Annotated in this window: 17 protein-coding genes and 1 tRNA gene; 13 read left to right on the top strand and 5 right to left on the bottom strand. The window is 54.8% G+C overall.

The annotated features are described in order from the left end of the window. Window positions 1-460 precede the first annotated feature (460 nt). A complete protein-coding gene (locus IEV82_RS11375; protein WP_188482133.1) occupies window positions 461-1,015 on the bottom strand; it encodes a hypothetical protein in 555 nt (184 codons plus the stop codon). Then, a complete protein-coding gene (locus IEV82_RS11370; protein ID WP_229747759.1) occupies window positions 1,015-1,152 on the bottom strand; it encodes a hypothetical protein in 138 nt (45 codons plus the stop codon). The genes IEV82_RS11375 and IEV82_RS11370 overlap by 1 nt, the downstream gene beginning before the upstream one ends. Window positions 1,153-1,480: 328 nt before the next feature. Between IEV82_RS11370 and IEV82_RS11365 the strand changes: the two genes are divergently transcribed. The 10 genes from IEV82_RS11365 to IEV82_RS11320 all read left to right on the top strand — a co-directional run bounded on the left by IEV82_RS11365 (window position 1,481) and on the right by IEV82_RS11320 (window position 9,110). Beyond that, window positions 1,481-1,732 carry an AbrB/MazE/SpoVT family DNA-binding domain-containing protein gene (locus IEV82_RS11365; protein ID WP_188482131.1) on the top strand — a complete coding sequence of 84 codons (252 nt, stop codon included), beginning with the start codon at window positions 1,481-1,483 and terminating at the stop codon, window positions 1,730-1,732. Beyond that, entirely contained in the window at window positions 1,729-2,127 is a 399-nt protein-coding gene (locus IEV82_RS11360; RefSeq protein WP_188482130.1) for a type II toxin-antitoxin system VapC family toxin, read from the top strand. Before IEV82_RS11365 ends, IEV82_RS11360 begins: the two co-directional genes overlap by 4 nt. A gap of 262 nt (window positions 2,128-2,389) precedes the next feature. Next, window positions 2,390-3,079: a phosphatase PAP2 family protein gene (locus IEV82_RS11355; RefSeq protein WP_188482129.1), complete on the top strand. Its 690-nt coding sequence runs from the start codon at window positions 2,390-2,392 to the stop codon at window positions 3,077-3,079. A gap of 131 nt (window positions 3,080-3,210) precedes the next feature. Continuing rightward, window positions 3,211-3,645 (top strand): phosphate-starvation-inducible PsiE family protein, encoded by a 435-nt coding sequence (locus tag IEV82_RS11350; RefSeq protein WP_188482128.1) that lies wholly within the window; start codon window positions 3,211-3,213, stop codon window positions 3,643-3,645. Window positions 3,646-3,834: 189 nt separating this feature from the next. Beyond that, the gene (locus IEV82_RS11345; RefSeq protein ID WP_188482127.1) at window positions 3,835-4,071 is read left to right on the top strand and encodes a type II toxin-antitoxin system prevent-host-death family antitoxin; all 237 of its coding nucleotides are present in this window, start codon (window positions 3,835-3,837) and stop codon (window positions 4,069-4,071) included. A 253-nt stretch (window positions 4,072-4,324) separates the two neighbouring features. After that, on the top strand, window positions 4,325-5,005 hold the full coding sequence (locus IEV82_RS11340; protein WP_188482126.1) for a hypothetical protein: 681 nt from the start codon (window positions 4,325-4,327) through the stop codon (window positions 5,003-5,005). Window positions 5,006-5,294: 289 nt separating this feature from the next. Further along, window positions 5,295-6,299, top strand: a complete 1,005-nt coding sequence (locus IEV82_RS11335) for a tyrosine-type recombinase/integrase (protein ID WP_229747758.1) — start codon at window positions 5,295-5,297, stop codon at window positions 6,297-6,299. A 748-nt stretch (window positions 6,300-7,047) separates the two neighbouring features. Then, the gene (locus tag IEV82_RS11330) at window positions 7,048-7,851 is read left to right on the top strand and encodes a TIGR04255 family protein (protein WP_188482125.1); all 804 of its coding nucleotides are present in this window, start codon (window positions 7,048-7,050) and stop codon (window positions 7,849-7,851) included. Beyond that, window positions 7,851-8,648, top strand: coding sequence for a hypothetical protein (locus IEV82_RS11325; protein WP_188482124.1), 798 nt, complete (start codon window positions 7,851-7,853; stop codon window positions 8,646-8,648). Before IEV82_RS11330 ends, IEV82_RS11325 begins: the two co-directional genes overlap by 1 nt. A 9-nt stretch (window positions 8,649-8,657) precedes the next feature. Continuing rightward, window positions 8,658-9,110, top strand: a complete 453-nt coding sequence (locus IEV82_RS11320; RefSeq protein ID WP_188482123.1) for a hypothetical protein — start codon at window positions 8,658-8,660, stop codon at window positions 9,108-9,110. Between the two features lie 409 nt (window positions 9,111-9,519). Here IEV82_RS11320 and IEV82_RS11315 read toward each other — a convergent pair whose 3' ends face one another. The 3 genes from IEV82_RS11315 to IEV82_RS11305 form a co-directional block, all read right to left on the bottom strand. Then, on the bottom strand, window positions 9,520-10,530 hold the full coding sequence (locus IEV82_RS11315; protein WP_188482122.1) for a tyrosine-type recombinase/integrase: 1,011 nt from the start codon (window positions 10,528-10,530) through the stop codon (window positions 9,520-9,522). Next, on the bottom strand, window positions 10,517-10,843 hold the full coding sequence (locus IEV82_RS11310) for a hypothetical protein (protein ID WP_188482121.1): 327 nt from the start codon (window positions 10,841-10,843) through the stop codon (window positions 10,517-10,519). Before IEV82_RS11310 ends, IEV82_RS11315 begins: the two co-directional genes overlap by 14 nt. Before the next feature lie 882 nt (window positions 10,844-11,725). Then, window positions 11,726-11,799, bottom strand: a tRNA-Cys gene (locus tag IEV82_RS11305). Window positions 11,800-11,961: 162 nt separating this feature from the next. Between IEV82_RS11305 and IEV82_RS11300 the strand changes: the two genes are divergently transcribed. The 3 genes from IEV82_RS11300 to IEV82_RS11290 all read left to right on the top strand — a co-directional run bounded on the left by IEV82_RS11300 (window position 11,962) and on the right by IEV82_RS11290 (window position 15,308). Continuing rightward, window positions 11,962-12,615, top strand: coding sequence for a protein-L-isoaspartate O-methyltransferase family protein (locus IEV82_RS11300; protein ID WP_188482120.1), 654 nt, complete (start codon window positions 11,962-11,964; stop codon window positions 12,613-12,615). Between the two features lie 62 nt (window positions 12,616-12,677). Beyond that, window positions 12,678-14,087, top strand: coding sequence for a TolC family outer membrane protein (locus IEV82_RS11295; RefSeq protein WP_188482119.1), 1,410 nt, complete (start codon window positions 12,678-12,680; stop codon window positions 14,085-14,087). A 69-nt stretch (window positions 14,088-14,156) separates the two neighbouring features. After that, the gene (locus tag IEV82_RS11290) at window positions 14,157-15,308 is read left to right on the top strand and encodes a prolipoprotein diacylglyceryl transferase (protein WP_188482159.1); all 1,152 of its coding nucleotides are present in this window, start codon (window positions 14,157-14,159) and stop codon (window positions 15,306-15,308) included. The last annotated feature ends 67 nt before the right edge of the window (window positions 15,309-15,375 follow it).

Below are 15,375 nucleotides of genomic sequence, written 5' to 3'. Positions count from 1 at the left end.
TCCTCATCCGACCAATGCCGACGGCGAACGCCATCGGCGGCAGAGAGAACTTCAATTTGAGGTCGGTGGATGAAATCGGACATAAGGTCGGACTTATCATCGGATCGTAGCCAAAGTCAGACGGCCCCCACCGTAGCCTTACTTTCCAGACCGCCTTCTCAACGGGTGATGCGCTACACAGCACGCATGGCATCGGTGCTCAAGGCGTATGTGAAGGCCCATCAGCCGAAACAGGGCTAAGAGCAGGCGGCTCACGGTGCTGGATGCTGCGGCTTTACTGGAAGACTGGCACTTTCCACCGGGCAACCATTCGGACGAACATGCAGACAAATTTTGACATGGTTGTGGTGTCCAAGCAGGTTGATGTGTCGGGGATCGAACCCTTTGTCGCAGCCTGACTTTATGGATGCTCTGAGCTGCTTACATTGACTGATCGATATTGTCTGAAGTTCTTTGTTCCTTACATCGATGCCAGCCTGCAGAAATGTGAGACGCGTCCAAGGAGCCCAACGTGCAAATCAATAGCATACCAAACACGACCACTACTGGTTCGAAGCGTTATAAAGCTGTGCGCAGCAAGATACTGGCCCAACTGGCTGAGCTTAAACGCAAGGAACTTGAGCGCAAACGCTCCGAATCCAAGGCAGTCAACCCGACCGTGCAAATGTCGATCCGAATGAATCAGGAAGAATACCTGCAGTTCAGGGCCTTGTGCAAAGCTGAGCGTCGAACCAACGGGGATATGGTTCAGCGTCTGATGGAGTTCCACCTGTCCAATGCCGGGTCTGATACTCGGACCCTTACCTGAATTGCGCTGAAATACTTGTTGGTATTCCTTCAAATTGGCTGAAGCATGAAAGGTGACGATTGTGGCTCGCAATACATCGGTGACAGTACCGCCACCGAAATAGCATTGGGCATCAAGCAGTATTTCGCCGTCCAGACAGCGAAGGGCGTGAAGGATGTCGTTATGATGTTGCCGCCCGAACAGGTCCGCAGCCTGCGGCGCAGTCATCAAGCGGCCAGGAAATGACCGTTGCCGTACACAGCAACAAGGTGATCCAGAAGTCCCTGCTCGTGGGGAGTGATCGCGTCACGGTCAACAAACCGCCAGTTGCGTTCGTAAAGTGCAAGCGCAGTTTCACCATCCACGACTGCGTCATCTGGACGGTTCCAACAGAGCTGGCGAAGCTGCGGGTATTGGGTCACTCTTACGTTCATGGCTCCCTCGGATCGAACACGTTCCTCCGGCTCTGGAAAACATAAGAAACTTGGCAGGAGTTTGCAAAGATCTTTCATGGTAGCTTTGATCTGAGGACGTTCCGCGGCAGCCTATACGCCTTTGCGCGTGTATCCGGGTCCTCTGCCCGCAACAGTCAATGGGCAATCTGAGGATGAGGCATCAGCGGCCCGCCGGCAGTTTTTGCATTTACAATTTCAACATGGTAAGGAGGACGGGCATTTAGTAAGGAGCATGGCGATGCATGAATCTACGGTGACGGTGAAAGGCCAGACAACCCTTCCGAGGGATGTGCGCATAGCGCTCGGCCTGACCAGTGGGGACAAGGTGCGGTACATGATCCTTGATGGCGAAGTGCGGATTCTGAAGGCGCGCTCCGTCAAGGAATTACGGGGCATCCTGTCCAGGTCTGGTCAGAAGCCTGTCTCCTTGGACGAGATGGATGAAGCAATTGCCACCGGGGCAACAGATGGAGTGGACCTCGATCAGTGATTGCACTTGATACGAATGTGCTGGTGCGCTTCCTCGTACAGGACGACCCTTTGCAAGCACAGTTGGCCACAGACATAGTCGAACAATTGACCGATGATGCGCCTGGATTCCTCAGCCGTGAAGTCTTGATCGAGCTCGTGTGGGTGCTGGAGCGTGCCTATGGGTTTGGTCGTGCCGAGATTGCCATTGCCATCGGTGACTTGCTTTCCGCAACCGAACTTGAAATCGAAGGTGCCGATGAGGTTGCGCCTGCGCTGGAACTCTACCGAAACGACGGGTTTGGCTTTGCAGATCTCATGATTGCCGCTGCTGCTCGGCGGGTTGGGGCCGTGGAACTGGTGACTTTTGATAAAAAAGCAGCACGATTAAAGGGGGTCCGGCTCATTCAGGCCTGATCTCTCACGCTACCTTCGGTGATCACCTGCTCATCGTTCCAGTAGTCGCCGAACACTGGGTGCCGGGTGCCCAAAACACGGCGCAGCAGGTCCAGAAAGCTTGATCGTCGCACAAAGTGGCGTCAGTATGAACAGGACGGAGTTCCACTGTGGGAGCCGTCAGTACAAGACATTTCGTCTTGATCGCAAGCTGAATAACTGTGCCAGTTTACTAATAATCGCCTGCGTTTGCCATGCATATGAAGGACGGTGAAGATAAATCATGCAAAATCTTGATCTTCAGCTGCTGGAGTTTTTCAATCAGTGGAATACTGACGATGGTGCGATGGGCATATTTCTCAGAATGGGGCATATCGATTTCGTCAAGACAGTGCCCTTTCTGTTAATTTTTTGGGCACTGTGGTTTTTTCCTGATACCAGAGAGGAAAGGAGGATAATCCGTGAGCGCCTCGTCGCTGTTCTCCTCTGCACAATCCCCATCATGGCACTTACAAGGATTGCAGCAAATAACTTGCCGTTTCGCCTACGCCCGCTTCATGATCCAAATATCGAAATCGTCTTGGCTGAGAATCAGGATACGGCAGTATTAAGCAATTGGAGTTCGATGCCATCTGATCATGCATCTTTGTTTTTTGGATTCTCAGCTGCAATGTTCTTAATCCACCCATGGTTTGGTTTATTTGCTCTTGGCTGGTCGATGTTTGTTGTCTCTCTGCCGCGCATTGTTCTCGGCTATCATTGGCCATCTGATATATTGATAGGTAGTTTGTTTGGGATCATAATGGCTTTTGTGCTCCTTCGCCCACTGAGCGCATTCGTTAGATCAATAAAACTGGTTCCGTTTTTTGAAGCTCGTGAAGCTATTGGATACCCATTGCTCTTTCTGGCAACATATGAGGTTGCGCGGCTTTTTTTCTTTTCACGCTATGTGATTTTGGGAGTCACGGAATAGAGTGCTGGATCTTAAAATTCCCGTCCATCTTTCTGATGACCGATTTGCTGACACTGCCTCTGCTTGAAGTGAGAGGTTGAAGGGCGTAGTCTTGATTGCGTTGATCAATCGACGGCGGGGAGGCGAACTTGATGAGTGATACGATCCACCGGCTATTCGAATTTTTCGAGCGGCTTATTTCCGTGCTTCTGCTCATGGGCATGGTGGTCGTGATCAGCCTTGCTGCGTGGTCGTTTTTGCGACTGACCTATACCGTGGCCGCCGACCCGGCGGTCGATATCGACTATGTGACGTTCCAGACGCTCTTCGACCGTTTGCTGGCGGCCGTCATTGCGCTTGAGCTCGCGAGATCAGTTCTTCTCTTGGTCGAGGGACACCGAGGCTTGATGCAAGTGAAGATCATCCTGGTCATCGGGCTTCTGGCGGTGGTTCGAAAGCTGATCCTGATCGAGCTGGAAGCCGCGGATCCAAGCCTGCTCTTTGCCTTGGCCGCCGCGGTCTTGGCACTGGCTGCTGCGTTGGCGATGATCATCTACATGGATCCGAAACGCAGTGAGCAGGAGTAATCAGCGTCCACGCATCTGGGCTGCTGACGGGAACGCGTTGCCCGCAATTTTTTGCATACCTTGCCACGCGGTGAACAGGCGCGTAAATTTTTTCCCCGGTCTGGACAGTCTGGTTCATCAGACGGCTGTGTAACTATGGACAAAATGGACATTTTGTCCATATGATCTGAAAAGATCAGGAGGGCTGCCATGACACGTGTTTCAGCGACAGAGTTCAAGAACAACATCGGCACATACAGCGATGCAGCGATGACTGAGCCAGTGATCATAACAAGCCATCAGCGGGACCGCCTTGTTTTGATGTCTGCCGATGAATACCGTCGACTGACTGGTCTTCGAGACGGCATAACCGATGATGACAAAGAGCGGATCTCTCGGGGACTCGAGCGTCATCGCAACACGATCATTGAGCTTGCGAACCGGTGAGTGGACCAAATTGGTCACAAGCTTCATGCGGCCAAGGGCGTCGAGCATGCAGAGATGATGGAGCTGTTGGGGCAGGGTAAGGTCAGCCGCGAAGACGCTGCAGAGTACCTTCGCCAACATTCATCACAGATCCGCAGAGACTGATCGCAGGCCATCTGCGAAGACGCGGACGCCCGCCAAAAATAATAATCGCAGTTGGTACCTTGCATAGCTGTGAGGCTGCGATGACTGAGTCGTCCAAGGAGGGCGACTAATGTCAGAACAGCTTGAAGAGAAGAACGATGGGAACTCCCCGATCCGGCTTGGGGATAGTCTGGTTCCATGTGTGACCATATCCGCTTCGATAGGCCCTGCATCTTGCAGGTCGACATTGCAGGCGACGATCCCGCTTTGCCATGACCTGCGGGCATTTCTTCGTCCTGCCCACCTGAAGCTTTGCGATCGTTTCGACCAGTTTCGCTTGGTCGCAAAGGATCACATTCAGGCCAAGCTCGGACTGGTCAGGGAAGCTCACGTACGCCAGAGGATCCTTCAAGTCGCTCGCACGATCCAGTTCATGGATGCGACGGGCCTCGTTCCGACATCCCAAGAAATCTACGGCAGGCAAACCTATTCCAAGGAGCAGCGGCTTCCGGGGCAGGATCACGCAACCACATGGTGTGACCCGGATACGGGTGCCATGGTTCTGCTGGATGAACCCTATGGCTATGTCGATGAAATGTATGGCGACCGGAAGAATTGGGCCAAGCGCCATGGGTTTGTTGTTCACCGTTTGGACTACCAGGGCACCTATCGGCACGGCTGCGAAATCGTTTGCGACTTGGTATTCCGGGAGGAGCAAAAAAACTTCGTGCAAAAGGTCATTGATCGGATCGAAAGGCTTGCTTCTCTTCCGGAAATCCAAGATTCTACGGGAGTAAATCTTGATGTCTAAGCGCGTTCTGAACTCCCCTGATGTCGGGAGCCGCTTTCTGATTCAAAAGGAGGGTGCGTGATGGGACGACCAGCCCTTCCGAACCAGAAATACGTGATCGACCTGGCCAAGAAATTCAGGGAAGAGGGCTTCAATCCCAGCAGCATTGTCGCTGAACCGGGTGGGAAAGTATCCTTTGCATTCGACAGCACGGAAACGAAACAAGAAGACCCCTCGAACGTGAAGGTCTTCGAAGACTGGAAAGCGAGCCGTGCCTCTTCCCAAGGGTGTTCACCGCGTCCGTCGCACATTGGCATCCGGCCCGAGCCGGTACCATTTTTATGCCTGGCGCGGTGGCCCCAAGTTCTGGATCGATATTGTCCGCGAACCGAAAGACCCGGACTTTCATCTGGCCTTTGCGGAGGCTTTCAAACGACCTTCGCCCAAAAAACTCATGGCACCGGATTTGGTTGATCTGTTTCTGGACAGCGCGGCACGGGCCAAAGCGCCGAGATCCTTTGCAGATCAGAAGAAATGGCTGCTGCGGTTTGCAGACTATTTCCGGACAGCACCCGCCGTCATTTTCGAAGTGCGTGGTTCCCGAGGAGAGCTGAACAAATGGCGTGCACTCTGGAAGCATTCGCCGAAACAGCACGACATGGCCGGTTCGCATGCCGTCCGACTCCTCAATTGGGCGGTCGAGGAAGGCCATATCTCGGAACATCACTGTCACAGGCTGTCCAAGCTGTACGATGTCGACCGCTCCGAGGTTGTCTGGACGTCGAAAGATCGTGAGGCGATCAATGCACTGGCTCCGGAATGGGTGAGACGGATCCTTTGTGTGGCCTGCGAAACCGGCTTGCGGCCCGGTGACCTGATCAAGTTGACGCGGGGCTCGGTTGAAGAGACCCCACTTGGACGTCGCCTTCGGGTCAGAACCAACAAACGGGGCCAGGTTGCGCATATCCCGATCACGCAGGTCCTGGCAGACGTGATTGACGCAACGCCTGATGATCAGTTGCTGATCCTCACCAATGCCAGGGGTGGCCAGCTCACCGAACACCGTGCCTCTGAAGGTCTGCGTCAATGGCGTGACAAGACAGGGTTGAGCCAGGATCTGCGTCTTCAGGATTGCCGGGGTACAGCGGCGACACGGCTGTTGAATGCAGGACTGAGCCTGTCGCAGATCGCCAGTCACATGGGCTGGTCACTGCGTCACGCCGCCCATGTCATCGAGCACTACGCACGGGTTTCGCCGGACGAAAGCGATGCTGTTTTGGTCAAGTTGTCGGAGGCTAAAAGGGGTGGAGCGTGAACAAAACTGTAAACGGAAGTGTAAACGGTGCCCTCTGGGCAGTGCCGTCATTCGTCTAAGTCATTGAAATTTAATGGAGGCGAGTAGGAGAATCGAACTCCTGTACACGGATTTGCAAGAGCTGGTATGGCACTGTTTCTGAGAGATAAAATGTTTAGACGAGGCTCTGTTTTCGGTGGAACATAGCGTGAATGTTTAGATGGCGCTATTAGTTTGTGGTGCTACGGAATGACGACTGACCAAGCGACAGATGACCGTCTCTTGGGCGCCATTAGTCTCAATGCCACGGTAGCATTCAGAACTTCTGATGCTGGATGTTTGGAGGTTGGGGTTGGACGCAACGATGGTGCGGTCATATCATGCCGACGCGGACACTTAGAGCAGCCAACTCATGCGTGCCAACCAGTGAAATCAATAAACACATGTGCCCTTTAGTCTGACATTCTGGGCGCTTTTACGCACATGGCTTGAGAAGGTAACGAATAAAATATTATAAAAATCAATATGATAGACCCTGAGACTGTGCTCCGGATGATTTAATTCTCGGGGCTGAAACCAACTTATGTTGCAGACAGGCAACGGTCGGGGCCCTCGAAGTCGGTTGCAAAACGGGCTGTACGCGGTACAATCAAAAAAAATCGGCGATCACTGGAAAATAAGTGGTGCATCCACTAACTACCTTGAGCAGTCTAGATAGAAATTCAGAACGTGTGGAGAGGTCGGCAATGCTCGCATGCCGCATATTTTGATGTCAGACTATGTTTATGAGAAGCCTCCTCTGGTTGAAGTAATTCTGGAGATTCATTGGGCACTTAAACCGCTTGGTTCAGCGCCGAACGCAGCAATTGACCCATACTATGATCTGTTTAGAGAGAGTTTTCTTGAAGCAGTCAGCGTTGAGCTACCAGTTGTAGAACAACTCGTTCCATCTGAAATTCCTGTTGAATTTGTTTCTGACCAACCGCACCTAAGGTTGCGACCGAAAAAATCAGGTTGGCCGCTGATCCAAATCGGGCCGGGAGTAATGACTGTCAACATTGTTCCTCCTTATGCCGGGTGGGCGGAATTTAGATCATTCGTATCTTGGGCTTTGGACGCGTTGCTTTCTGCGTATCCAATGGCTGAGAAAACTTTCAAGCCGAAAAGAGGGCATCTGCGCTATATTGATGTTTTTGACGCAAGATTTGGATTTGACTCTTTTAAACCGTTTGTCGAAACACATTTTGGCGCAGTTCAACCGGTACGCCAACAGGTTGTCGATGAAATCTCTGCTGAACCGGAGCGAATAACATTTTCAGTGGATAGTAACTTTTCTGTGAAATCTCCCGCCAACGCGACTTTTCGTTTCAGGATTGCTCCCGGAATTAGGGACGGGCAAGAAGCAGTGGTAATGGAATTCCATTGCGATGGAGAGATGTCGAACGGCTTCCTTCCTAAAGAGGAATTAGAAAGTTGGTTTGATGAAGCCCATGCCACACTCAATATTGCATTTGATAAGACAGTATCAGATGCTTTGAAAGCTCGATTCGGCAAAGCTAAGGAAATTTCCTAATGTTGGAATACGCGTCAAGGCCGACAATGGAGGGATGGAATGAAGCAGAATTTGGGTCAACCTCCCGCCTCATTGATACATCAGCAAGCAACTATACCCGGAGGGTAGGACGCAAAGGTATTGGTTATCGGCAGCGTCTTGACCAAGTCGCCGATGCTTCGAATATCGTAAAGATAATGATAGAGAATACATTTGGAGGATATGACGATCCTTTCGTCGTTTCAGACGAAGATACAGATAGAACTGAAGTTGAGGGTCGCCAAAAAGCACAGCAAGCTATTCACTCTTATTTCTTGAAATCACTCCCTAGCAAAAATGTGACTGAAGCTGTCGTTTTAAGTGTCGATCAGAGCAAGGCTGTAGCGCATGATTACGAAGTAAAATTTGCAGCTTTGATGGGCTTTGCGGATGCAGAAAAATTTTCCGTTCATCACCTGCCAGCGCTTGCAAGTATAGGCTTTTTGGCTTCCACAAAAACGTCAGCATTATTTGACAGAACTGCATATAGAGCAATCCGAAAAGCGTCCCAGAAATATAGTTGGATGAGCAAATACTCAGTAGAGGTTGATTCAATTTTGTCTCAGGTGGGATACATCCAGAGTGATATCTACGAAGATGGCCTTGGTGCGCTCATTGTCGACTATATTCGCCTAGACGACCGCGTTACCATAGCCGTCGATGACAATGACGTCCAGATTCTCGCCTCACAGTCCGGAAATTTCGAGTCACTCGAATTCAGTGATCCTTACTCAAATTTTCTGACAGTCGTTGATTGCATTAAATCAAAATTTGTATGAGGCCATGTTTTGATCGAAGCGCCTGATCAAAAGATACATAATAAAGAACTAGTAGGTAGACGCGCATTTGGGAAGGACAAAGCAATCTTCTCAGATGATGGGCGGCGACACTTCAAAATTGATGTGTTCATAGATACTCGACCGGGTGGTCTTTCAGTTGACCGGCTGGGTGTGGGCGAAGTGATAAAGAAAAGGATCACCTATCTCGATCCGCTTGGCGGCGCAATGGGTGAAAAGAGAGGGAAACCTTTTCGTGGGTGGGTCGTCCTGAGCGTAACTACTATCCACGAACTTCTTGAGGCAACTGAGGCTGAAGGTGAGGAGAACGTCTTGCATGCCGAAATCATGCGAGAGGAAGACTATCCTACTCCAAAAGCAAAAAGAGCGCTTGCATTTCAGTTGTGTGAATTGGCGCGAAAACATGATTTCGAAGAAAGTCCGTCATATATTGCCGCAGCATGACTGGCCTATTATTCATGGTGTTTTTTAGTACTACGAGAAATCTTATCTTTGATTTGTGGCCAGCATTTCAGAGTGGCGCGGCATCACATTAATTCAGAAAAATGTTTGGAGCCAAGAATTTGTACAGCTATTTCGAATAGTTTCAAGGCCTGAGATCGCCTTGTCTCATTTCGGTATTGCGGACTGTGCTCACATTTCAATACGTGCATTCGAAATAGAATCTCCAAAAAATGCGCGACCGACTATGTTGACGGCAATTCCATTCTAGATGCGCTGCATTTCAGTCTCTGTCAGCCTCTTGCATTTAGACGGGGCGAAGGCAAGAAAGCCACGAACAGGTCGACGTGCCCGAAGTGGCTGGTTAATTGGGTCTCCTCCGTTGTAGTGGCTCTTGGTGAGTACTTATTTTCTAACGGCGGTTGCTGCGCTCTGTCCTTTTTTGCTGAGCCTGTTGCGCTCTGATCCGCTGACGCACCTTTTTCGTGTAGTGCAAGACCATGGCCGGGCTTTGCCCCGTCACCGCTGCAACCAGATCATCGCTACAGCCCGCCTCCACAAGCTCACAGGCGGCGTTGTAGCGCCAGCTATGGATATCGTAGTCCAGAGCGCCGATGCGCTCCCTGACGTTGCGCAAAGCTGCTGACGCGCCTCTGTAAGACCAACGGTTGGTCCCGCGCTCATTTGTCAGGATGAACACCGAATGACGGCTGGCCGCGTCCAGCGCCGTTTGCAGGTCGCTCAGGATCGGCACCCAGAGTTCCTTTTTGGTTTTGCTCTGTCGCACGAAAACCGCGCCGTCCTGAATATCGGACCAGCGCATTTCGAGGACGTCCCCGATCCGCTGGCCCGTGCCTACGCACAGCTCCATCACGAGGCGTTCTCTGGTGCCGATGGGGCAGGCAGCACGATAGGCGTCCAGAAGCTCTTGCGGCCAAGGCTCACGCTCTGTCTTTTCCGTTTTCAACTCGGACACACCCCGCGCCGGGTTGGTGTCGGTCCACCCCAGATCGACGCAGTGTTCCATCAGCACCCGCAATACGCGGAGCGAGTAGTTCGCAAAGTAGGCTTTGTCGGCGTTCGCGTCCCGCAGCCGAATGACGTCCTTGCGCTGGAGCTTGGCCGGGTTGCGATCTCCCATGATCGACAGGAAGAAGTTCAGATGCTTGTCGTAGTCCAGACCCGTGCGGGGCTTCAGGTTCCGATACCTAGGAGACTTGTGGTAGCTCTTAATCAGAGCGTGGAACGTTCGCGACGTTACGACGCGCGGCGTGTCCTTCGAGGCAAGGATATCCGCGTATTCCTTCCAAAACTCCGGCGTCCCGAACTCGTGTTCGAATTTCTGGGACGACCAGCCGCGCCGCTGGAAGTAGAGGCCATTGCGCTGCCTGTAGACGTGTTTCGGAAGCTCACGCTTTGTCATACCGCATATCTATCCCCGCATACTCGTCAGGAGTCTGCTCCGTCGCAAGGACAAGCTCAATCTTCTTGCCTTCTATAGTGACACGGCTGATCGGCCTTCCGGCACTCTCAAAAGCCTTCAGGAGACGCAACGCACGTTCTTCGATGCTAGTGGCGGGCATGCGAACATCCCCCAGAGCCACGTGGAATATCAAAGCAAACGAACCTTTTCGCCTTGAACGCCTTCTGCCCGGTTGTTCGGCATCGTTCAGTGTTTGAGGCAAATCTGAGATCAGAAAGCGCCTGAGTGCTGATCGGCTGACATGCAAAAACATTGAGTCTTTCCATGGTGTTGGCATCGCGCGAACTTACGCACGACAAGCCAAAACTGAATTTGCTCAATTGCGATGACATCTTAACCCTTGCCTCTACAAGAACGTTCGCGCGTCAGGTGACGAATGGGAAACCCATGCAAACTTACTTGGAGGCAGATTGACGGTTAACGAGCCACGCGGCAAACGGCGGCTCACAGGTGGTGTTACTAAGAGCTTATAGCCGTTTGTAACACTTGTAACACAACGTGAACAAAATGGACGTCTTGCCGAACCCCGGGAATGTCGGCGGTGTCACTAAAAGGATATTGTATCAAGAGGGGGGGCAACGGTCGCGCACCGTTAGACAAAGCAAGTTTGCAAACGGTGCGCAAGAGCGGTCAGAGCTAAGAGACCAGAGTCACGCTGACAAGCAGCTTTGGCTGACACCCCTTCGCCGCACGCGGCGCAGGGAACCCCGTCAACCAATCGCCTCCGGCTCTATCGCCTATAACTCGACTTGGCTTTCTGCGCCCTTCGGGCTTGGCCTTCGGCTCAGCCAGGTCTAGTCCCGCTCCGGCACGTCTAGGGCTTCGATACTCTGCGCCCTGGACGACCTCCGCTTGTGCCTCCGGCACTGCTAACGACTACGGGCATTCTCTGTTCATCTCTTCGCCCATTCGCTTTGATAGCACGGCCAGCGCGCGCAGAGCGACCGCAGGGCGGGCTGACTGGCAGTGCGTGGCGAAGGGGAAGGAGGTGGGTCTTGCAGCTCACATGAGACTGCCTGATCGACGCCCCTTAAAAGCGCCGAAACAGGAACAGAACAAAAACAGAATGTTTAGACATTTGTTTAGACTCGCATCTGCCTGATTGGCAGATTTCTGCTAAGTCATTGATTTTAAATGGAGGCGAGTAGGAGAATCGAACTCCTGTACACGGATTTGCAATCCGCTGCGTAACCACTCCGCCAACTCGCCCGAGTGGCGGTGTGATTAGGCGCTCGGGCTTCGCACGTCAAGCGGATATCGGTTGGGGGCTGCTTCACAGCGCATGGCGGTATTTCGCGCGTTCTGCACATTGCTGAAACCGGTCAGCTATGGCAGAAGTCCATCAGCGAACTGAACGGATGAGTTTAGCCCATGACAGACTTTGCTGCCCGCCGGACCATGATGGTCGACACGCAGGTACGACCCTCCGATGTGACCAAGTTTCCGATCATCGACGCCATGCTGGCGGTCCCTCGGGAACTTTTCGTGCCGCGCGAGCAAGCCGAGGCGGCCTATATCAGCGAGAATGTTTCGATTGCGCCGGGGCGCGTCGTACTCGAGCCACGCACGCTGGGCAAGCTGCTGGACGGGCTCAACATCGAGGGTGACGAGCTGGTTCTCGATATTGGCGCGGGCTACGGCTATTCCTCGGCGCTGGTGGCGCGGATGGCCGAGGCGGTGATCGCGGTCGAGGAAGACGAGACACTGGCCTCCGAGGCGCAGTCGATCCTGTCCGAACAGGGTGCCGACAACGTCGTGCTCCACACGGGCCCTCTGACCGAGGGTGCCGCGCAGCATGGCCCCTATGACGTGATCTTGATCCAGGGCGGGGTAGAGCAGGTGCCGGACAGCCTGCTAGACCAGCTCAAGGAAGGTGGCCGGATCGGCTGCGTGTTCATGGAAGGGGCCTTGGGCGTTGTCAGAATCGGATACAAGATCGATGGTGACATCACGTGGCGCTTTGCGTTCAATGCGTCGGCTCCGGTCTTGCCCGGATTTGCAAAAACCGCCGCTTTCACATTTTGAAGGCCGATTGGGTGCAGTGCGCCGCAACAGATAAGAAACGACAGGTCTGGGGGACAGCAGCGATGGCGAAACGGATGAAACTGGCGGGGCTGGCTGTTGCGCTGGGTCTGGTGATCGCGGTACCGATGGCTCGGGCCGAAACGCTCGCCGACGCGATGATCGGGGCCTATAACACCAGCGGCCTGCTCGAACAGAACCGCGCGGTCCTGCGGGCCGCCGACGAAGACGTGGCGCAGGCCATGTCCTCCCTGCGCCCGGTTATCTCGTGGTCCGCCGATGCGACCCGGCAGTTCGGCACGACGCGCAGCGCCTCGACCGCCAACAACATCGTGCCCGCGGTGTCGAACACCATTTCCGCAAGTTTGATCGCGGAACTGACCGTTTTCGACAACGGCCAGAGCAAACTGGCCATCGAGACCACCAAGGAAGCGGTGCTGGGCACCCGTCAGCAGCTGGTCTCGGTCGAGCAGCAGGTGCTTCTGTCGGCCGTCGAAGCCTACCTCGAAGTGCGGCGCGCGATTGAAAACGTGGCGCTGCGGGAAAACAACGTGCGCCTGATCGCGCAGGAATTGCGCGCGGCACAGGAACGGTTCGAAGTGGGCGAAGTCACCCGCACCGACACCTCGCTGGCCGAAGCACGCTTGGCCGCCGCGCGCAGCCAGCTTGCCGCGGCGCAGGGTGCACTGACCGTTGCGCGCGAACAGTATTTGGCTGTGGTCGGGCGTCTGCCCGGTCAGCTCGATCCGCTGCGCACCCTCCCGGACCTGCCCGGGTCGGTGGATGCGGCCAAGGGTATCGCGCTGCGCAATCACCCGCAGGTCAAGTCGGTCCAGCATCAGGTTGCCGCCGCGGAACTCAGCATCCTGCGCGCCGAAGCGGCCATGAAGCCCTCGGTGCGTCTCTCTGGTCGCTTGAGCGTGACCGAGGGGATCGACACCGAACGGTTCACACGCGGCGGCTCCATCGGCATCGAGGCCGGTGGCCCGATCTACCAGGGTGGGCGTCTGACCTCGCTGGTGCGTCAGTCGATGGCGAATCGCGATTCAGCCCGTGGTCAGCTGCACCAGGTGATCGACCAGATCGCGCAGAATGTCGGCAATGCCTACGCCCAGCTGCGGATCGCGCAGGCCAGCCTCGAATCGACGGACCGGCAGGTCCGCGCGGCGTCCGTCGCATTCGAGGGTGTCCGCGAAGAGGCTGCCCTTGGCGCGCGCACCACGCTGGATGTGCTGAACGCCGAACAGGAACTGCTGAATGCGCGCTCCGCCCGCATCTCTGCCGAGGTGGACGAGGGCGTCGCGGCCTATCGCATCCTGTCGACCTTGGGTCGCCTGACCGCAACGGATCTGCGCCTGAACGTGCAGCAATACGATCCCGTGACTTACTACAACCTCGTCAAGGATGGCCCGATTCAGAAAAGCCAGCAGGGTCAGCAGCTTGACCGTGTTCTGAAGTCCCTAGGTAAAAACTAAGTTTTTCCTCCTCTGTTGTGTGAAACGCCGCGCCAAGCTACTCTCTGGCCGAGGTAGCAGTGGTGAACAATGTCTGATCCCGTGACAAACGTGGAAATCGAGGATGTCCTGTCGTCCATCCGCAGGCTTGTTGCCGAAGAGGTGCGAGCGACCCCGGTGGCGCGCCGTCGTCCTGAAAAGCCCGGTCGGCTGGTGCTCACCGCCGCCCAGCGGGTCAAGGATGCGGCGCCCGAACCCGCCCGCGCGTCTGACCCGGTTCTTCTGACGCAACCGGTCGTGCCGGGAATCCCCCAAGGCGAAAGTGCGATCGACGAGATCCCCGGCGAAGCCCGCCTTGCCGAGTTCGGCAGGGTCGAGGGTGCGTTTCCGGATATCGACAGCCTGCACTTGGCCGAGGATGCAGCGGAACGATCGGATGACGCGCATGAACAGGACGTGGCTGAGGATGAAGCGCAGTCCGAGGCCGGGGATGATGCGTCGCGGAGCGAGTTGAACAGGCTGATCGAGAAGGAAGTGTCGGCTGCCCTTGGCCTGTCCGGGGCGGACGACGCCGACGCGCAGAGCGACCAGTCGGATTGGGCCGACGAGCTGTCGGACGAAGACTGGCAGGACATCGCGGAAGAACAGGCCGACGCGTCTGAGTTCAGGGCTGACGAGTCCGAGGCCGAGGATCACGACGAGTCCGAGACCGCCGCGGATCTGTCCGACGCAAGCGATTGGGTTGAACCCGAGGCCGGGCATCAGGAAGACACCGCGCCAATCCAGTCTCCGCCGCAAACGCTCGAAGACAAGGTCGCGGCTCTGGGTCGCCTCGTGGCGCGTGGTAACGAGGATTTCGAGGAAGAGCGGGATCGCCCCGATGCGGATGATCTCTCTGCCGTGTCGGAGCCGATGACATGGCCAGAGGCACCCTACGAGGACGCTGAGGAAGAGGCTGAAGACCCCGGAACGAACGTGCTGCATGCGCAGGACTCCTGGCCGCAACCACAATCCTACAGCGCGCCTGTGCAGGATGAACCCGCCACCACAGGCGCGGTGCAAGTGCGCGACGATGATGCAGCCTCTGCGCTGGAGATCGACGAAGAGACGCTGCGCCAGATGGTGGTCGATATTGTCCGGCAGGAATTGCAGGGCGCGCTGGGTGAAAGAATCACGCGGAACGTGCGCAAGCTGGTGCGCCGCGAGATCCACCGCATGTTGATTTCACAGGATTTTGAATAACCGCAAGTGCTTACCCCGCAACAGCGCGGGACCAAGCAGGGCCATCGAAAAACGGAAAGCGCGCCTG

It is taken from the genome of Marivita lacus (assembly GCF_014637725.1).
Classification (GTDB): Bacteria; Pseudomonadota; Alphaproteobacteria; order Rhodobacterales; family Rhodobacteraceae; genus Marivita; species Marivita lacus.
This window is presented reverse-complemented; position numbering and strand designations above follow the sequence as displayed.